Genomic DNA, 18,614 nt, shown 5'->3' with positions numbered 1-18,614 from the left:
AATGAAAAATTATAACAACATATTCGGATTATTACTACTTGTTAGCGTAGGGCTATCTTGTTCAGAAGAAAAGAAAAAAGAAGTTGAACTTCTTAGACCAATTAAATACCAAAAAGTGGGTGTTTTAGACAGTGAAAACATACGTACATTTAGTGGTATTGCGCAAACTGACAAGGTGATAGCACTAAGTTTTAGAAATACGGGAATCATTGCTCAATTTGATATAAAACTAGGGCAAACCGTAAAAAAAGGGCAGTTATTAGCACAACTAGATAATCTGCAATCAAGATTAGCTTATGAGCAATCCTTAACACAAAAAAACAGTGCACAATCTCAATTTAATACGGCAAAATTAAGCTTAAATCGAGCCCGTGCCTTATATGAAAAAGGAAGTGCTTCTTTAAGTGATTTTGAAGGTGCTAAAAATGCATATAAAACAGCCGAACAAAGCTATGAATCTGCAAAAAGAGGAGTTTCAATTCAGCAAGAACAAATGAAATTCGGTTATTTATATGCACCAGAAAGTGGTGTTATTTCAGCAGTAAATTCAGAAATTAAGGAAAATGTAAATCCTGTGCAAACCATAGCAACATTAAACGCAGGAACAGATATGAAAATTAACTTGGGCATTCCAGAAAGTATCATCAACAAAATAAATGTAGGTGACAGCGTCGATGTTACTTTTACGTCACTGCAAGGAAAATCGTTTAAAGCTAAAGTTATTGAAGTATCACCTACGGTATCTTCAACAACGGCAACCTACCCTGTTCATCTCATACTAACAACTACTACAAATGGTGTAAAAAGCGGGATGACAGCAAATGTAACATTCGACTTTGGAGTCTCTAAAGCATCCAATTCTAAGCTAATTATTCCTGCTTATGCTGTTGGCGAAGACCATAACGGAAGGTTTGTATTCTTACTAGTAAGTGAAGGTGCTAATGCAACTGTTAAAAAACAACCCGTAACTATCGGAAATCTTACGGCCCAAGGCTTTGAGATTACTTCTGGAATTACCAAAGGACAACGCATAGCCACTGCAGGATTGCAAACATTATTAGACGGACAAAAAGTAAAGCTTTAATTAACTCAAAAAGTAAAAGGATATGAATTTAGCAAAATTTTCTATTGAAAAAAACAGAATTGTCTTAATGATTTTAGGTGCTATAATTCTGATGGGAATAGCCGTTTTTACGAGCTTGTCTAGAGACAGTATGCCACCATTTACTGTGCGAGTGGCTAATGTTATTACAGAATTACCTGGAGCAAGCCCAGAGCGTATTGAGCAATTGGTGACTGATAATGTTGAAAAAATTGCCCAAGAATTACCAGAATTAAAAGAAGTAAGCAGTACATCTAGAACTGGACTTTCAGTCGTTACAGTTACGTTAAAAGAGGAAGTTAGCCCAGAAGATATGCAAGCAGTTTGGGATAGATTAAGACGTAAACTAGAGGGTATGGAAGGGCTACCAGAAGGGGTAGCCCCTTTTTTAGATGATGATGGTATTGGAGCTGTATATGGTATTGTTGTTGGACTTATTTCTGATGGATACTCGTATACCGAAATGAAAACTCATATCGATGACATAAAGGATGATTTAATTAGGATTCCCGAAACGGCAAAAGTTATTTCAGGAGGTGTACAGGAAGAACGCGTATTTATTGAGTTTGATAATACCCGATTAAAAGAATATAATCTATCAGCTTCTAAACTACAACAGATTATCGCCAGCACGAATATTTTAAGCACTGGTGGTGAAATAAATATGGGTAATGAACGCATCATATTAGAACCTACCGGTAATTTTAATTCGGTAGAAGATATTAAAAATATGTTGATTCCTATTGGCGAAAATCAGTCTCAACTGGTTAAGTTAAGCGATATCACCTCCATAAAAAAAGGATATATAGACCCATCAACACAAAAGGTACGTATCAATGGAAAAAATGCGATATCTCTTCATATTAACCTCAAGGAAAATGCTAATATCATTAAATTAGGAGAAGAAGTAGATCGTAAATTGGCGAAGTGGCAAGAAAAATTACCTGTAGGATTGGAGCTGGTAAGAATATCGTCTGTAGACACCTATATAGATACAAAAGTTAGCAATTTTGTAAGTAACCTTATTCAGGCTATATTAATTGTATTAGCTGTAATGCTTGTCTTTTTAGGATTTAGAACCGGAATGATTATCGCAAGTTTAATCCCTATGGTAACGATTATGACCTTACTCATTATGGGGCTCATGGATTTAGGATTAAATCAAGTGACTTTAGGAGCCCTTATCATCGCTTTAGGAATGCTGGTAGACAACGCCATTGTCGTTGCAGAAACGGTGATGGTAAAAATGGAACAAGGACGCACTCCCAAGCAATCAGCTATTGAAGCTTGTTCAGAATTGTTTATGCCACTATTGATTTCAACATTAACGACATCGGCGGCTTTTCTTGCTTTTTATATGTCACCAACCAATATGGGCGATATCGTAGGACCTATATTCCTTGTAGTTACTATTGCATTATTGTCGTCTTGGGTTATTGCTCTTACAGTAATTACTATGTTTTGTGTGTTTTTTATGAAGGTAAAACCAAAAGGTGAAGCAAAAGAACGATTGATCAACAAGATTATCAATGCCTTAAAAATCCAATATAAAAATTTAATTCTGAAAGCATTAGGTCATAAGAAAAAAGTGCTTTTTGGAGTTTTGGCTCTGTTTATTTTATCGCTATTCGGTTTTACTAAAATCCCTTTTCTATTCTTTCCAGATAGCGACCGTAATATGATAACGCTAGATATAAATCTGCCTGAAGGAACAAAAATAGAAGCAACAACCGCTTTGGTAAAAACCTTTGAAAAATATATGACAGACTCTTTAAAAGTAAATAATGATAACAAGAAGGGTCTTGTAGATTGGTCCTCTTATATTGGCCAAGGTCCTGAATCTTACGATTTAGGCTATAGTCAAGATGAAGCAAATTCTAGTTATGCACATATTTTAGTAAATACCTCTTCTTTTGAAGAAAACAACAACATCATTAAAAAGTTAGACCGCTTTGGTTTTGAGAATTTCCCAAATGCTGATATCAAAGTAGGTGCATTGGCTGCCGGTGGAGGCACAGTTCCTATAGAAATTAAAGTATTAGGTGATGACCCAGCAGAATTAGCTAAAATTGCCACAGCTATTAAAAAACAACTTTCTAATATTTCCGGCACTAAAAACATCAAAGATGATTGGGGACCAAAGAGTAAAAAGTTTTTAATAAAAATAGACCAAAACAGCGCGTTAACGGCAGGAGTAAGTAGTCAAGACATTGCTATTTCATTACAAACAACATTAGATGGTTTTCAAACTGGAGAATATCGTGAAGACAACAAATCCATTCCTATTTTAATGCGAAATAACGCGAGTCAGCAACAAACATTAGCATCGCTTGAAACCTTAAACATTTATGCACAAGCCACAGGAAAAAGTGTACCCTTATTACAAGTAGCTTCCATTATTCCTCAATGGCAATACGCTAAAATTAAGCGCTTTAATTTGAATAGAGCAGTAGCGATTACAAGTGAGCTTAGAGAAGATGGAAATGCGGCTACAATTACCGGTGAAATAACACCTTGGTTAGAAGAACAAAAAAAATTATGGCCAAAAGACTATACGTATGAGTTTGGCGGAGATGAAAAACAGACTGCCGAAAATATGGGATCCGTTATCAGTTATTTACCGTTATCAGGATTTATCATTGTATTGCTTCTTATCATCCAGTTTAATTCGTTCCGAAAAATGAGTATGGTTGTATTAACCATTCCACTTGCGCTTATTGGTGTCGTAATAGGTTTATTAGTTTTCAAAGAACCTTTCGGATTTATGCCATTTCTAGGTGTAATTTCCTTAGCAGGTATTGTGATTAATAATGCCATTGTACTTATAGATCGAATGGAAATAGAACAAAATGAATTAAAACGAAACATTCAAGACGCCGTTATAATGGCTTGCCTACAACGTTTCAGACCTATTTTATTGGCAACATTTACTACTATATTGGGATTAATTCCACTCTATATAAGTGGCGGTGAACTTTGGGAAGGTATGGCAATTAGTATTATGGTAGGTTTGTTGTTTGGAACAGTAATCACACTAGTATTTTTACCTTCGTTATACAGTTTGCTTTTTAAAGTGAACTATAAAGGATATATTTTTGATGAAGAACTTTTAAAAGATGCATAGCAATTAGAACAAATTTTTATGAATATAAAAAACAGAAATCTAAGTGAATACCTAAAGCATTTATTACGATCCACATTATTTTGGACTATCGCAATGATGCTCTTTGTACTGTTTAGATATTATGCCTTAAATAGTGAAGTTGGTATTGAAATTAATGCAAAATATAAAGAGATTTATACCATTTATAATATGATTTTTGACTTTGGTCTTGGCGGATTTCTAATAGGTGTTTTATATGCTACTATCGAGTTTTATTTTGATAAATTTATCCTAAAGAGAATATCAATAGGACTAAATATACTTATCCAAACGGTACTCATATTTATTTCAGCACTCATTATTTCTTATATGATGACAAACTTATCTATAAAAATAAATAGTTTACCTTATAGTATAGATATTAGCTGGTGGTATCGAGATCATTCGTTTCGGCCCATATTGATTTATTTTACCTTTTCTTCATTTGTTTTTTCTATCATCACCATTGTATCAGATAAGTTTGGTAAAGGCGTATTCTTTAAAATGTTGATCGGAAAATATAAACAACCTAAAGAAGAAGAACGTATTTTTCTTTTTCTAGATTTGAAAAGTTCGACGAGTATTGCTGAAATCATAGGACACTTTAAATACAGTCAACTCATTCAAGATTGTTTTTATGACCTTAATGAAATTATGACGAAGTATGGAGCCGAAATTTATCAATATGTAGGAGATGAGGCTGTTATAAGCTGGCCTTATAAAAAAGGTATATTAAATAATAATTGTGTAAACCTGTTCTTTTCATTTCAACAAAGAATACAATCTAAAGCGAATTTTTATTTAAAAAAGTACAATACACTACCCGAATTTAAAGCTGGTCTTCACGGAGGACCAATAATGGTTGCCGAGGTTGGCGTTGTAAAGAAAGAACTAGCATACCACGGAGATGTTATTAATACTGCAGCACGTATCCAAGGTCAATGCAATGTAAATAATGTCCCCATTTTAATCTCAGAAAGTCTTTTAAATAATTTAGATATTGAACCTAACTTTACTTCAGAGTTTATAGGTAACATATTATTGAAAGGAAAAGAGAAGGAAATTAGTATTCATACGATTATAGGAGGGAAGGAGTTTATTTCTTAATTGCTGACTACCAATTATAGCTACAATAGTAGTATAAAAATTTCAAAGGATGATGCGATGGCAAAACGGCCTCAAAAACTTTGGTTAAAATAGGACAGCGCGTTAAAATTAGTCCAATGGCCTAATTTAGTGAATGGGCCAGCTGGCGCGTTGGAGTTATTAGTACAAGTATATTTTTTTGTTTCACCAGCACACCATCGCGCTCAACCTATACTTTGCCGTATCAAGAAAAAAGAAAAGAGACTTCAATAAACACCGTACTAGTAAATGCCAACGCTACAACTGGCACAAAATTTAAGAGATAGGTAATCTCTAAAATTTATGTCCTATTTGATATAATGTTATAAGCAATTAAATAAAATTTTCAAACAATACGAGAGGTTAGCAGGTGCTTACGGCCATAGTACTAATTAATGCCAACGCGCCATCTCGCTCATATGTTAAACGGTCTACTAGACCTTCCAAAATAATGCCGTTAGCTGTTGCGGCAAGCTGCCGAGAATCTCCTGAAAAATTTACAGAAACACTATAGTTGAAATGCCATCAGCAGCAACGCGATCAAAATTCAAAAGATTCTTACTCTTTTGAATTTATGCCGTGGCGTTGGCAAGCGGCTGTAAATTGTGTTCAAATTTACGAGTGAATAAAATTGATTGCGCATCAATTTTATAAAGCTGTGGGATGATGCAGATGGCAAAGTAATTTGATTTTAAAAAACAATCGAGCGTTTGGTAGCGGCAATTTGACATACGCGAGCAATTAAAATTATCCAGCGGATGATTTTAGTTGGCGGCGATATGATGCGGCGGCATTTTAATTACGATTATTTATGCGTGCCGTGCATTAACTTTCACATAATTACTTTGTTATAATCCTCTTACAGGGCTTATAACGTAACTATGTAAAATAGCGCGAAAATGCGTTATCCGTTAATCTACTACAAAATGTTCTATAATTTATATTATGTAAAATAGTATATTTAAAGAGACCAACCAATGCCCCTCCAATACCTTCGCTAATAAAAACAAAGTATTTTGATTTTTGATTATAATGGGTATGCTATTCACGTTAATCTTTTCCTAAATGAAACAAACCACATCAATAACATAGATGCTGCGTAAAAGGGATAAAGTACTTTTGCCCGATGCAACAAAAAACCAATTCAAAGTCTCGAATAGAGTTTGTGGCGCTTATGGCAGCTTTAATGTCTGTGACCGCCTTGTCTATTGATGCGCTCCTGCCAGCACTGGATGTAATTGGTTTTGCGATTGGTACTAAAACCGCTGCAGACAATCAATTATTAGTCACCATGATTTTTGTTGGTTTAGGAATTGGACCGTTAATTTTTGGTCCTTTATCAGATGCTACTGGTCGCAAGCTATCGGTTTATTTAGGCTTGGTAGTTTTTGTAATTGCCAGTTTTGTATGTGTTTCTGCAGCGAGCTTAGAACTCATGATTTTTGGTCGAATTCTCCAGGGTATTGGACTTTCAGCTCCTCGAACCATTTGTATTGCTATTATTAGAGATTTATACCACGGCGATTATATGGCGCGTATTATGTCTTTTGTAACGGTGGTTTTTTTACTCATTCCTATTGTGGCTCCTGCGATGGGCAAGCTTGTGCTAAGTATATTCGATTGGCAAGCTATTTTCTATGTTCAGGTGGTCATTAGCATCCTTATTGGTGTCTGGTTTTGGCTACGTCAAGAAGAAACTTTGGCGGTTCAAAACAAGATTCCGTTTACGTTTAAAAGAATATTAAGCGGCTTCAAGGAAACCACAAAATACAAAGCAACCATTGGCTACACGCTTATTTCTGGATTTGTAGTAGGTTCTTTTTTAGTGTATTTAAGCGCATCGCAACAAATTTTTGAAGTGCAGTATAATTTAAAGGACGCTTTCCCTTATATATTCTCTGGATTGGCATTTTCAATTGGTACCGCCATATTTTTGAATGCTACCTTTGTAGTTCACTTCGGAATGAAAAAAATAGTTACTTGGGCTTTATATGGTTTTTTCATTGTTTCCGTATTATACCTGGTCCTGTTTTACAATACGCCCCAACCTTCAATTTATATCTTGGTTGGTTTTTTTGCACTCCAATTTTTCTGTATCGGCTTTCTCTTCGGAAATTTAAAAGCATTGGCCATGGAACCTGTGGGACACATCGCAGGGATTTCTGCTGCAGTAACCGGATTTATCTCGACCCTAATGGCTGTTCCCATTAGTACCTTTATAGGAAGGTTTGTAGAATTTAGCACGCTCCCTCTCTTTATAGGTTTTTCGGTCTGCTCCTTTGTTTCCATATTGATCTTGTTATTCATCAACAAATCCACTCCCAAGGGATCCGTCTAACCGTATCGCATAAATTGTCTGTCTTTCTTGCACATAAATGCCAAAATTTTAACTTCCGTCTTTATAAAAACCATAACGTTGCTATAAAACGTTAAATGTTTTTGAAAATTCATCACAAAAACTTGTTTCTAAAATTTTACTCTCTTATCTTTAAGGTACACAATTCTAAAAATAGACGATTATGAGCATTAATTTTGAGTACAAAGACGTAGCAGCTAGTAAGAGATTAGAAGCACTAGCCGAAGAGAAATTGAATAAATTAGAAGATAAATTTGATTTTATTGTAAACGCTGATGTTTATTTTAAATTAGAAAATACAAGTTCTCCAAAAACTGGAATGATATGCGATATAAGGATTAACGTTCCAGGAACAACACTCTTTTCGGGTGGTAATACAGGAGCTTTTGAAAGTGCAATAGCGGAAGCTGTTAATGATGCAAAAACACAACTAAGACGTAGAAAAGATAAAATGCAAGCACATTAACATTACTAAACAGAAAGAAAGTATGGGAGTTCGCTCAACCAATAAAAGATTGTTTACACTAATTTATCATCCGGATACACGTATTGGAAAAAATACGTTAGCATATATTCAAGCTATGGATGACAAATTACTTATCATAGATTTGTCAAAAACAAAAATAAGTGATACCGAATGGGTTGAAATTGCAGAAGCACTTCATAAAAAAGTAGGCGATCTTGTTGATACAACAAAATTAAATGCAAAAGGCACTTCAGAATTTACAACGGATGATTGGTTAAAAATTATTCAAAAAAATCCACACATTATTTCCCACCCTATTGCTATAAATGGAACCAAGACCAAGCAAATTAAAATGGAAACGGAAGTTTTAAATTTCTTTGGTGTTGATTCTGCCGGACTTGAAAAAACAATGCATACGGAAGACCCAACAATTTCTTCTACCACTAAAGAAGAAAACTTTAAATAGTTACTTGTTTAAATTAAAACTAAAAGAGCCTCTGAAATTTCGTTTCAGAGGCTCTTTTTTACGATTTATACCAATTTAATTATTTAATGTCGTGTTGCTAATTTGAATTATTTTTTGTCTAGATGAGATAGAAAATTAAAGCATAGCCTTCGCTACGGTTTTATTTTATATTGAAATATAGGCGAAAAAGAAACAAATTATATGCGACATTAGATTGTTAAATTGGTATTATATATTGTTTTATTGTTCCGCCTTAGCTAGGGGCTGAATAGTCTGCCTTATTTTTTATATCTCCCATCTCTGCTATTTCTTGTTGTCTATTAACGTATAGTCTGTCAAGCATTTTCTTTCCCGTATATTGTTTCTTAATTTTTTCTGAACGAATTAAAAATTCTTTAACTTTCTTTTCGAATAACAATTTTTGTGATGCTCTTAAGCCAAGCTCTGCATCATATTTTGCCTTGATTTCTTTAGCTTTATCTTCAAGTTTTTCGTCACCATTTTGAAAAAAAGTATCTTAGGAAAATGCAATAGTTGTTAAAAATAGTAATGTAATTGTGAGTATCTTCTTCATATCGTATATTTTAAATTCAATTAAAGTATACGATATATTAAATTATTTAAAAACGATAATAACCACATTTTAAATAACTTCCTTCAGGAAACCCTATTGGGTGGTCGCTATCGTGGTTTGTTTTGAGAATTGTTTTAAAAGCTTGCTTGTGAGATTTTAAAGTAGCTTCATTCAGTTCAAAAAATTCATCTGCCGCAATACGCGAACTGCAGGATGCCAGCACAAGCAACCCTCCTTTTGTAGTAAGTTGGGCTCCCAAATCTGCCAGCTGTTTGTATTTCTTTAAAGCAATAGTGATTTCCTTTTTACTTTTTGCAAAACTTGGCGGATCGATAATCACTACTTGATATTTCTTGTTTTCTGAAATCAGTTTTTTTAGCAATTCAAAAGCATCTCCAGCAAGCGTATTGTGTTTGCCAGCAAAGTGGTTTAATTTCCCATTCTCTTTGGCCAGCTTTAATGCCTGCTCGCTAATATCTATGCTTGTTACTTCTTTAGCATCATTTGCTAATGCGTGTACCGAAAATCCTCCCGCATAGCTAAATACGTCTAATACAGTCTTTCCTTGGCTTAGTTCCCCTACCCGCTTGCGGTTGTGACGATGGTCTAAAAAATAACCTGTTTTATGGCCTTTAATAACATTGGCAGAAAACGTGACTCCGTGTTCTTTAAATACAATAGTAGGGTCTCTTAATTCGCCATAAAGAACCATTCCATCTCTTAAATTATAATTGTTTTGTTGTTGTAACTTTCGGTTAAGTCTTAGCACCACCGTATCGCAATTAGAAGTCGCTATTAGTTGTTCTAAAAGAACTTCCAAATACGGAAACCATATCGAGCTATATAGTTTTACCACGAGTACCTTGTTATAAACATCTGCAATAAATCCAGGGAAACCGTCATTTTCGCCAAAAAGGAGTCTATAACTGTTGGTTTTCGTAAGCAGTAATTTAGTTCTAAGCGCGAATGCTTTTTTTATTTTAGCCGCAAAGAAAGGAGCGTTTAGCGCTACACCTTCATTATAGTGCAACATTTTAATTTTTATGGGAGAATCTGGATCATAGAGCCCCACGCCCATTGCTTTGTTCGTAGTATGGCTAAAGATTACCGCAATATCTCCAGCAGCGCCTACTTTATTTATTTTAATAATACTGTCACTAAAAATCCAAGGATGGCTAGCCCTAACAGATCGTTCTCCCATAGCGGATAGCTTTACAGCCAACACTTGTGGTTTTTTTACGGGTACTAGTGGTGTGCTAAACATTATCGTTTTTTAGTAAGATTTTTTTGATACTTGCTTTGCACTAAATCAACAATGACTAAGATGGTAATTACAAAGTAAAAGGTCGTTTTGCTCATTGGGGTAATGTGATTGCCAAACAATTCTAATTTAGCCAAATGGCCTCCTTCAGATAAAAGCATAATTCCTACAACGAGAAGAATAAAAAGTCCTAAAACTTCATACATTCTATTCTTTTTAAGGAATTCAGTTACTTTTCCGCTTAACCAAATCATTAACAAACCACCAATTACAATAGCTACCGCCATTACCCAAAACACATCGGTTAAGGCAATCGCTCCTAAAATAGAATCAAAAGAAAATACCAAGTTCATTATTACAATAGCGGCAATAATCATATTCACACTCTTTGGTTTCTTCTCTTCGGTATCGTGAATGTCTAAATGCATCATGTGCATAATCTCTTTTACGGCAGTCCACATAATAAAAATCCCACCAAAAAGAACAATTAAACTATGGACATTGAAAGAGCCATCGACAATTCCGTTTTGATGAATCTCAAACAGTGGTTCTTGGAATAAGGCGATTACTTCTAGTAAAACGAATAATAAAACAAGCCTCAAAACAATCGCTAACCCTATCCCTATTTGGCGTACTTTCTTTTGTTTTTCAACAGGCGCTCGCTTAGATTCCAATGAAATATAAAGCAAGTTGTCCAATCCTAAAACTGCTTGGAGCATGGTTAGCAACCCCAAGGTTATAAAATTTTCAACGGTAAAGAGTCCTTCCATGTGTCAAGTTAACCTTTTGAGTATCGTTCGTGATAAACTTTGGCAGGTATTTTAAACTGATTCGTTGTTTAGTTTATGCTTAATTATTTCTATCGCGTCGTTTATAGTCCTAAGCTTCTCCATATCTTCATTTGCAAATTCTATGTCAAAAGTATCTTCCGCGTCGAGCACAACATCCACTAAATGCGCAGAATTGATATTAAGTTCTTTCGTTAAATCACTGTCAAGATTGATGTCTTTTTGATCAACATCGTCGGGAAGGTAAGTCTTTACTATAGGTAAAAGCTTTTCGTAAATTTCTTCAGTAGTCATAAAAGGGTGTTCTATTTTTTTCTAAAGATAACACACGCATTCACATCACCAAAACCAAAGCTAGCTTTTACAGCAGTTTTAATAACAGTGTCAATTCGCTCTCTCGGTATCTTATCTTCAGGAATTAAGGTCGTTATTTCAGGATGAAGATCTTCACAGTTTATATTCGGAAATATAAAATTATGTTCCATTTGCAACACCGTGGAAACTGCTTCAATACTGCCACTCGCAGCAAGACAATGCCCGGTCATTCCTTTTAAAGAGTTTATATACGGAAAGTCATCTCCTTTTCTACCAAGGGCAGCAACCCAATTCGAAATCTCCACAGGATCTTTTACTGTTGCTGTGAGGTGTCCATTGATATAATCGACTTCATCTGCTTCAATACCAGCATTTTTAATAGCCGAAGCAATACACCTTTGCACAGCAATATTATTGGGAGCGGTCATACTTCCTTCTCCTCTATGTCCTCCACTATTTATGGCACCACCTAAAACTTCTGCATAAATTTTTGCACCCCGCGCTTCTGCACTTTCTAAAGACTCTAACAGCAAAGCTCCTGCTCCACTGCCTGGCACAAAACCAGCAGCAGTAGCACTCATAGGCCGTGAGGCATTTTCTGGAGCATTATTATTTTTATAGCTAATAACTTTCATCGCATCAAAACCACCCCAAATATACGGGCCGTTTTCGCCACTACTTCCACAGAGCATCTGTGTTGCATGGCCATTAACAATGCGTTCGTATCCCATTAAAATAGCTTCGGTACCCGTTGCACAGGCGGCACTATTAGTAGTCACTATATTACCAGCACCAATCATTCCGCTTAGATAGGCACTTACCCCACTCATCATCGTTTGAACTACTGCCGTACTTCCCAACCTGCGAACCTTGCCTTCATCTATCTTATAAATAGATTCTCTAAATTTTTCCACACCACTTGTAGCCACGCCAAAAATAATTCCTAAATCCCATAAAGGAGCTTCGTCTTTTTCAGGAATTTTTATACCAGCAGCGGTAATAGCATCCATTCCGGCCATAACACCATATAAAATACTATTGCTTGAGAAATTGCGTAATTGTAAATCGGTAAAATATTCACGTTTCTTTTCTTCAGTAACAATAGGCACCCCTCCAACTTGACAGGAAAATTTGAGCGTTTCCATATCGGGTTGAAATGTAATCCCAGAAACTCCATTTTTAAGCGAATGGGTAAACGCATCTAGCCCAACGCCATTAGGCGCGCAGACTCCCATCCCAGTAATAACCACTCTTTTTTTCATACGATAAGCACCTAAAATATTTTAAACAAACGACTATGGCTTAAAAACCATTTAAATAACCATCCCACTAATTTCACCTAAGGCCACTACTTCATCTTTTGCATTTAACATGCGAACTTTACATTTTAATTTCCCAAATCTAAAATAGATTTTTTCGGAATGAACAGTTACGGTTTCATCTGGAAGTACTGGTTTGTAAAAATCTATGCTTGTATTAGACAGTGCTACTTTTTTTGCCTGTGATGTGGCAGTTAAGAATATTCCTAAGCAGACCACCCCTATCTGCGCCATACATTCCGTTAGTAAAACACCTGGTGTAATTGGGTTTTCTTTAAAATGGCCTTTGTAAAAATCACTTTCAGCCCTAAATGTATAGCGCCCCACAACACCATTTTCTGAAACACTTTCCAGTGCGTCAACAAACAAAAAGGGTTTGCTATAAGGTAATCTCGTTATGATTTCTTTATAATTCATACTTTATATTCAAATAACCCCCGCAATAAATCCCGCCGCTGCGATACGGTTTCCTTTAATATAAATTGAAAATCCCATGTCGAAAATCCTCACCGCAGACTTTCACCACCATCTACTTTTAAAATGGTCCCATTGATCCAAGTTGCATCTGGATTGGCTAGTAGTGCAACTGCATTGGCTACATCGCTTGGCACTGTCAACCTATTAAAAGGGTTTCTTTTCATGGCCATTTCTGCCAAGTTATCACTATTGGGAATCATTGCAAAAGATGGCGTTCGCGTGACGCCTGCTTGAATGCAATTTGTCCTAATTCCTAAAGGCGCTAATTCAACAGCCATTTGCCTCATTAATGCTTCCAAGACTGCTTTTGCTGCGGTAACAGCTCCATACCCTTCCCATATTTTTGAATTTCCTTCGCTAGTAAAAGCGATATTACTTGCGCTTGTAAAAAGTTTATTTGCTTTGATACACGCGTTCGTCCATTCCCACCAACTCGTGGCCATCGCGTGTATGGTAATATCTAAATCTGCCTTAGATAAGGCGTTATCTTGAGAACGCAATGGTTTTAAACTTCCTTTTGCGATGCTATGAACCACTATTGAAATTGAGTGATCCTCCAAATTTTCCAATACGGTGGAAATCGTTTCCGTTTTTAATGCGTCTAGATTAAAGTTTAAAACTTCAACGCCGCGGTTTCTCATCGTGTCGCATTCTTTCTCAAAGGAGACTAATGAGCTCTTCCGGTCGCGATGAACGATACATATATGAAATCCTTCAAGTGCTAATTTATGAGCGGTAGCAAGTCCTAAACCACTACTTCCTCCTAAAATGAGAGCCCATGTTTTTTTATATGTGGTTTCTTTTGTTGTCATTAAAATTTCAATAAAACCCGTTGTGCAGAAAACCCTGGCCCAAAACTTAGCATTAAACCCAAAGCATCTTTCTCTACGCCTCGATCCATAAATTGTTCTAAGACATAAAGAACGGTCGCACTACTCATATTCCCATAAAGACGAAGTACCTCCTTCGTATCGTTTATATTCTTCCCTAAGCTCCCAAATAAATCTTCCACGGTTTGTACAATTTTCTTTCCTCCAGGATGAAAAATTAAATGGTCTACATCTTCAATTTTATATCCGCTTTTTGACAGAAAAGGATGTACAATATTTGGAAAATGATCGGTTATTCTTTGAGGAACATCTTTATCTAAGATCATTTGAAGCCCTGTATTCACTAATTTAAATCCCATCATTTCTGTAGCGTTATAAAAATGGTACATTTCTTCCGCTAGTATTTCTGGACCTTCATCCTCCTCGTGTGAAGATAATAAAACGCAGGCAGCACCATCACCAAAAATAGCAGCACTCACCATATTCGTCATGGTATAATCCTCCAATTGGAAGGTCGCTGTTGGAGCCTCTACCGCAATTACTGCTGCCCGTTTGCCAGGATTTGCTTTTAAAAAATTCTTAGCGTAAATGATTCCAGAAACACCTGCAGCACAGCCCATTTCGGTTACTGGCAATCGCACAACGTCTTGACGCATTTCAAGATCATTGATTACATAAGCATCTACCGATGGAATCATAATTCCAGTGCAACTTACGGTAATAAGGAAGTCAATATCGGTAGCTTTCCATTGTGCTTTTTCCAATGCTTTTTCAAGTGCTTGTTTTGCCAATGCTTTTACTTCCCGAATATAGATGTCATTTCGTCCTTGAAAGCTTGGATTTGTAAATACCTCAATGGGGTCCATAATACTGTAGCGTTTGTCTACCCCTGCTCCTTCAAAGATTTTAATCACCTTTCTTTTAAAGCGATTGTCTTGATCTGCCATCCATTGCTCCACAAAGGGAATAATATCTTTTGTGTCTCTACTGTATTTTGGAAGTTGCTTTACAACTGTTGTTATTTTTACGCTCATAAAGATGTTACTAACATCCCTCTAAATCCCTTCAAAAGAGAATTTAAGCTCCTCCCATTTCAAGAGAAGACTGGATGGGGATGTTCAAGTTATTTATTTTATAATAATTTAATTTAATCCGATTCTATATTTATTTCCATAGTACCCATTGATACCTAAATGCCCATTTCCATTTGATCGTTTGTTTGGAAAAATGTAAACTTTTGCTCATGATTTCTAATTCAGATTTCCTGAAAGACCTTGCTACAGATACGAGTCCGTCGTGTTTGGCGATTTTGGTCTTTATAAATATACTACTAAAAACCTTGAATAAGTTAAACGCAATAGGACTTCGTTGTAAGTCATTGACTACTAGTCCAAGGGAGCATTTTGACAGTAAGTTTGACAGGATTTGTTCAATTTTTTCATTTTCAAAATGATGCAAAAACAAGGTAAAAAGAGCAATGTCTATCTCTGGAAGTTTTTCGGTATCCCCTAAAATATCTAATGTAACGTAGCTTATTTCTGGATACTGAACGGAACGCTTTTGAGCTTCCGCTAAAATATGGGGATTCCCATCTAATCCTATAAGTTTAAATTTCAATCCCCTTTTTCGGCCGTAGTTTGCGCATTGTCTTAGGATTTCCCCATCTCCACAACCAACATCTAATAGCTTGTATTCCCTCGTTTTATCTGTTATTAGCCTTGCTATGCCTTCTGTTGTAATGGCGTTTCCACCCAACAGTTTATTTACGCACTTAAGGTCTGTGAGTAAATCTTCCATTCCTTCTCCTTGTAATTGGAAACCATCCATTACCTCTTCTTGCCTAGAACGTTCTTTACTGCTGAATGTGATCATAATAATACCTCTCCGTGTGTTTTTTTAATAATCGATGGTACTAAAGAAGGAACCATCTGCGCTGCTTTAAAACCAAATTTTGTGGCTGTTGGTTGCATTAATAGTCGTTGGATTATTCTCCCTGTAGTCATCCTATTAGCAAATGCCTTTTTCCATTGTTGCTCGTAGGCTACTTCGAGATCATTTCTAGTCGTCTCGTTGTTAGCTTGTGTTGTTACTAAAAGTTCTGAAACTATTTTTGCGCTGTGAATAGCCATCGCCATTCCGTTTCCGCATAAAGGGTGAATAAGTCCCGCGGTATCTCCTATCATTAAAATATGATCCGAAATGGCTTCTTTTTGCCCAAATGAAATCTGACTTATAGACAACGGTTTTTCAAAAAGTGGTTTTGCGGTATTATAAAAATGCTTGAGAAAAGGATTTTTTGACATCGTAGTTTGCTGAAACGTTTCAATATCTCCTACTTTTTTAAATGAGGCGTAGGTGGTGAGATAGCAAGCATTTACTGCGCCACTTTCTGTTTTAGAAAGACCACAATAGCCTCCATCAAAATTATGAAGTCTTACAACATCTGTTGGCATTTCGTATTCGTAGTGCGCTTTAACGCCCAGCCAAGGAGATGTTCTATTAATAAAGGGTCGGTCTATTTTTTTATCTAGATTTGTTCGTTTCCCCCAAGCACCAAGAACATATTTTGATGTAAAAGAACGTCCATTTGAGGTTTTAATTTTGAAAATCTCATTGTTGTATGTTACTTCAGAAACACTATCAATTAAAACATTTGCCGTTTCTTTTAGTTTGTTATACAAGAGTAAATCAAAAGCATGTCTACTCATACCAAAGCCGCCTAAAGGTAATGTGGCAGAAATTTGTTTTCCGTGGTGATTGCTTATTTCAAATTTGCTTATTTGTTGCGCACCGTTTTTAATTGGATAAACACCTAATTTATTTAAATAAGGAAGAACTTCATTTGAAACATATTCCCCACAAACTTTGTGATGGGGATAAGCGTATTTTTCAATAAGTAAAACGTTGCTATTATTTTGGGAAAGGTGCAAGGCAGCAGTTAATCCCGCGAGTCCACCTCCAATAATAACCACCTCAAAATCCAACACTTTTAACATAGTATAAAGTACGGAATACTTATCAAAAGTAAAAAACCCATTCACAAAAATTTATGAAAAGGTTTTTAATTGTATTTCCGTTTTTATTTAATTCCCGTTTGATTCGTTTACAGCATCTTGCTCCATTTTTTCATTAGGAACAATTACAATATTTACCCGACGATTCTTTTTTCTACCTTCAGCAGTAGCGTTATCTCCTACGGGAGATTGTTCGCCATACCAATTTGTGGTTAATCTATTAGAAGAGATGCCTTTATTGTTAAAATAGTTATTAACCGACATTGCACGGTTTTTAGAGAGCTTCATATTATTTGCATCATTACCTACACTGTCGGTATGGCCAATGATAAGAATATTCGTGTCTCCATATTCAACTAAAACGCCGCTAAGTTTATCTAGTGTTGTTTGTGAAGCAGGATTAATGTAAAATTTAGCAGTGTCAAAATAAACACCACTATTTTCATCAAACGTAATTACAATATTATCATCTATACGTTCTACTTGAGCACCAGGAATTTCATTTTCGATTTGTTGTGCTTGTTTGTCCATTTTATTTCCAATAAGTACTCCAGCACCGCCCCCAACAACACCACCAATTATGGCTCCAAGCGCTCCATTACCACCTTTACCAATGTTATTACCAAGAATGGCACCTAACAAAGCTCCACTGGTTGCACCAATTACCGCTCCTTTTTGTTTATTGTTTACGTTTTTAGTTGCTTCGCAATTTGTAAATACAGTAATAAGGGTCACACTCAATGCTATTGTTGCTATTTGTTTAAATATCTTTTTCATTATTCTTCAATTTTAGTAAAGTTCATATTAAAAGTAAATGGTTTATTATCAACCATAACGGTTTGTTGCCATTGCATTGATGATTCGCCAAGTTGTGATAATCGCAATCGATATCCTGTTTTCTCAGCTTTATTTGCGCTCCCCTGTTTAACAGTGGGCTTTAATAAGAAATCATAGAGACTTGTTGCCTGGTCTATCTCTGCAATAGTGAAGATGAAATTTCTATCACCTGTTAAACAATCATTGTTCTTAATGGTATAAACCCCGCTGTTGTTGTTGGGGATAAATCTCCAAGTAGAGCCTTCAAAGCAATCGCTTGAACCATCATCTAATAGCGATATATTGTATTTACCAGGTTGGTCATAATTAATAGTATCTAAGCTCCAAGAGCCTTTCATAACTTTTTTAGACTGGATTACCGTTTTAGGAACTCCACAAGCCAGAACGACTAATGCCATAACGGCAAGTAAAATTAATTTCTTCATAAATTAACTATTTTTAAATGAGGTTGTTTTTTTTATGTTTTTAAGATTCTTTTAAGTTTTGCAAATACTAATAGAACTGAGGAAATATAAACTATAATTAGATGTAAATCAAAAGAT

Annotated in this window: 17 protein-coding genes; 6 read left to right on the top strand and 11 right to left on the bottom strand. The window is 35.6% G+C overall.

What is annotated here, in order from left to right; translation table 11 throughout:
• Nucleotide 1: 1 nt before the first annotated feature.
• The 6 genes from ABXT67_RS14080 (at nucleotide 2) to ABXT67_RS14055 (ending at nucleotide 8,657) form a co-directional block, all read left to right on the top strand.
• Entirely contained in the window at nucleotides 2–1,084 is a 1,083-nt protein-coding gene (locus tag ABXT67_RS14080; protein ID WP_415374675.1) for an efflux RND transporter periplasmic adaptor subunit, read from the top strand.
• A gap of 22 nt (nucleotides 1,085–1,106) precedes the next feature.
• Nucleotides 1,107–4,226: an efflux RND transporter permease subunit gene (locus ABXT67_RS14075; RefSeq protein ID WP_415374674.1), complete on the top strand. Its 3,120-nt coding sequence runs from the start codon at nucleotides 1,107–1,109 to the stop codon at nucleotides 4,224–4,226.
• A gap of 18 nt (nucleotides 4,227–4,244) precedes the next feature.
• Nucleotides 4,245–5,351, top strand: a complete 1,107-nt coding sequence (locus ABXT67_RS14070) for an adenylate/guanylate cyclase domain-containing protein (RefSeq protein ID WP_415374673.1) — start codon at nucleotides 4,245–4,247, stop codon at nucleotides 5,349–5,351.
• Nucleotides 5,352–6,495: 1,144 nt separating this feature from the next.
• Nucleotides 6,496–7,707: a multidrug effflux MFS transporter gene (locus ABXT67_RS14065; RefSeq protein WP_415374672.1), complete on the top strand. Its 1,212-nt coding sequence runs from the start codon at nucleotides 6,496–6,498 to the stop codon at nucleotides 7,705–7,707.
• 181 nt (nucleotides 7,708–7,888) lie between these two features.
• On the top strand, nucleotides 7,889–8,191 hold the full coding sequence (hpf, locus tag ABXT67_RS14060; RefSeq protein ID WP_415374671.1) for a ribosome hibernation-promoting factor, HPF/YfiA family: 303 nt from the start codon (nucleotides 7,889–7,891) through the stop codon (nucleotides 8,189–8,191).
• 22 nt (nucleotides 8,192–8,213) lie between these two features.
• Complete coding sequence (locus tag ABXT67_RS14055; protein ID WP_415374670.1) at nucleotides 8,214–8,657, top strand: arsenate reductase family protein; 444 nt, start codon at nucleotides 8,214–8,216, stop codon at nucleotides 8,655–8,657.
• 620 nt (nucleotides 8,658–9,277) lie between these two features.
• On the opposite strand, the gene ABXT67_RS14050 is transcribed toward ABXT67_RS14055, so the two are convergent.
• From ABXT67_RS14050 to ABXT67_RS14000, 11 genes are all read right to left on the bottom strand, one after another.
• The gene (locus tag ABXT67_RS14050) at nucleotides 9,278–10,495 is read right to left on the bottom strand and encodes a class I SAM-dependent rRNA methyltransferase (protein WP_415374669.1); all 1,218 of its coding nucleotides are present in this window, start codon (nucleotides 10,493–10,495) and stop codon (nucleotides 9,278–9,280) included.
• Nucleotides 10,495–11,262, bottom strand: coding sequence for a TerC family protein (locus ABXT67_RS14045; RefSeq protein WP_415374668.1), 768 nt, complete (start codon nucleotides 11,260–11,262; stop codon nucleotides 10,495–10,497). The genes ABXT67_RS14050 and ABXT67_RS14045 overlap by 1 nt, the downstream gene beginning before the upstream one ends.
• A 51-nt stretch (nucleotides 11,263–11,313) precedes the next feature.
• Nucleotides 11,314–11,574, bottom strand: coding sequence for an acyl carrier protein (locus tag ABXT67_RS14040; RefSeq protein ID WP_415374667.1), 261 nt, complete (start codon nucleotides 11,572–11,574; stop codon nucleotides 11,314–11,316).
• An 11-nt stretch (nucleotides 11,575–11,585) separates the two neighbouring features.
• Entirely contained in the window at nucleotides 11,586–12,857 is a 1,272-nt protein-coding gene (locus ABXT67_RS14035; protein ID WP_415374666.1) for a beta-ketoacyl-[acyl-carrier-protein] synthase family protein, read from the bottom strand.
• Nucleotides 12,858–12,908: 51 nt separating this feature from the next.
• Nucleotides 12,909–13,331 (bottom strand): 3-hydroxyacyl-ACP dehydratase FabZ family protein, encoded by a 423-nt coding sequence (locus ABXT67_RS14030; protein ID WP_415374665.1) that lies wholly within the window; start codon nucleotides 13,329–13,331, stop codon nucleotides 12,909–12,911.
• An 89-nt stretch (nucleotides 13,332–13,420) separates the two neighbouring features.
• Nucleotides 13,421–14,203: an SDR family oxidoreductase gene (locus ABXT67_RS14025; RefSeq protein ID WP_415374664.1), complete on the bottom strand. Its 783-nt coding sequence runs from the start codon at nucleotides 14,201–14,203 to the stop codon at nucleotides 13,421–13,423.
• Entirely contained in the window at nucleotides 14,203–15,255 is a 1,053-nt protein-coding gene (locus tag ABXT67_RS14020; RefSeq protein ID WP_415374663.1) for a type III polyketide synthase, read from the bottom strand. Before ABXT67_RS14020 ends, ABXT67_RS14025 begins: the two co-directional genes overlap by 1 nt.
• 130 nt (nucleotides 15,256–15,385) lie before the next feature.
• On the bottom strand, nucleotides 15,386–16,093 hold the full coding sequence (locus tag ABXT67_RS14015) for a methyltransferase domain-containing protein (protein WP_415374662.1): 708 nt from the start codon (nucleotides 16,091–16,093) through the stop codon (nucleotides 15,386–15,388).
• Nucleotides 16,090–17,217, bottom strand: coding sequence for an NAD(P)/FAD-dependent oxidoreductase (locus tag ABXT67_RS14010; protein WP_415374661.1), 1,128 nt, complete (start codon nucleotides 17,215–17,217; stop codon nucleotides 16,090–16,092). The genes ABXT67_RS14015 and ABXT67_RS14010 overlap by 4 nt, the downstream gene beginning before the upstream one ends.
• Nucleotides 17,218–17,304: 87 nt before the next feature.
• Nucleotides 17,305–18,012, bottom strand: coding sequence for an OmpA family protein (locus ABXT67_RS14005; RefSeq protein WP_415374660.1), 708 nt, complete (start codon nucleotides 18,010–18,012; stop codon nucleotides 17,305–17,307).
• On the bottom strand, nucleotides 18,012–18,497 hold the full coding sequence (locus ABXT67_RS14000; RefSeq protein WP_415374659.1) for a lipocalin: 486 nt from the start codon (nucleotides 18,495–18,497) through the stop codon (nucleotides 18,012–18,014). Before ABXT67_RS14000 ends, ABXT67_RS14005 begins: the two co-directional genes overlap by 1 nt.
• Nucleotides 18,498–18,614 lie beyond the last annotated feature (117 nt).

This window comes from Patiriisocius sp. Uisw_017 (assembly GCF_047731265.1).
Lineage (GTDB): Bacteria > Bacteroidota > Bacteroidia > Flavobacteriales > Flavobacteriaceae > Patiriisocius.
The sequence above is the reverse complement of the archived record's forward strand: the minus strand, read 5'-3'. Positions and strand labels throughout refer to the sequence as shown.

Coding starts and splice junctions, on each gene's coding strand:
- ABXT67_RS14080 (WP_415374675.1), top strand. CDS start 2: ATGAAAAATTATAACAACATATTCGGATTATTACTACTTGTTAGCGTA.
- ABXT67_RS14075 (WP_415374674.1), top strand. CDS start 1,107: ATGAATTTAGCAAAATTTTCTATTGAAAAAAACAGAATTGTCTTAATG.
- ABXT67_RS14070 (WP_415374673.1), top strand. CDS start 4,245: ATGAATATAAAAAACAGAAATCTAAGTGAATACCTAAAGCATTTATTA.
- ABXT67_RS14065 (WP_415374672.1), top strand. CDS start 6,496: ATGCAACAAAAAACCAATTCAAAGTCTCGAATAGAGTTTGTGGCGCTT.
- hpf (WP_415374671.1), top strand. CDS start 7,889: ATGAGCATTAATTTTGAGTACAAAGACGTAGCAGCTAGTAAGAGATTA.
- ABXT67_RS14055 (WP_415374670.1), top strand. CDS start 8,214: ATGGGAGTTCGCTCAACCAATAAAAGATTGTTTACACTAATTTATCAT.
- ABXT67_RS14050 (WP_415374669.1), bottom strand. CDS start 10,495: ATGTTTAGCACACCACTAGTACCCGTAAAAAAACCACAAGTGTTGGCT.
- ABXT67_RS14045 (WP_415374668.1), bottom strand. CDS start 11,262: ATGGAAGGACTCTTTACCGTTGAAAATTTTATAACCTTGGGGTTGCTA.
- ABXT67_RS14040 (WP_415374667.1), bottom strand. CDS start 11,574: ATGACTACTGAAGAAATTTACGAAAAGCTTTTACCTATAGTAAAGACT.
- ABXT67_RS14035 (WP_415374666.1), bottom strand. CDS start 12,857: ATGAAAAAAAGAGTGGTTATTACTGGGATGGGAGTCTGCGCGCCTAAT.
- ABXT67_RS14030 (WP_415374665.1), bottom strand. CDS start 13,331: ATGAATTATAAAGAAATCATAACGAGATTACCTTATAGCAAACCCTTT.
- ABXT67_RS14025 (WP_415374664.1), bottom strand. CDS start 14,203: ATGACAACAAAAGAAACCACATATAAAAAAACATGGGCTCTCATTTTA.
- ABXT67_RS14020 (WP_415374663.1), bottom strand. CDS start 15,255: ATGAGCGTAAAAATAACAACAGTTGTAAAGCAACTTCCAAAATACAGT.
- ABXT67_RS14015 (WP_415374662.1), bottom strand. CDS start 16,093: ATGATCACATTCAGCAGTAAAGAACGTTCTAGGCAAGAAGAGGTAATG.
- ABXT67_RS14010 (WP_415374661.1), bottom strand. CDS start 17,217: ATGTTAAAAGTGTTGGATTTTGAGGTGGTTATTATTGGAGGTGGACTC.
- ABXT67_RS14005 (WP_415374660.1), bottom strand. CDS start 18,012: ATGAAAAAGATATTTAAACAAATAGCAACAATAGCATTGAGTGTGACC.
- ABXT67_RS14000 (WP_415374659.1), bottom strand. CDS start 18,497: ATGAAGAAATTAATTTTACTTGCCGTTATGGCATTAGTCGTTCTGGCT.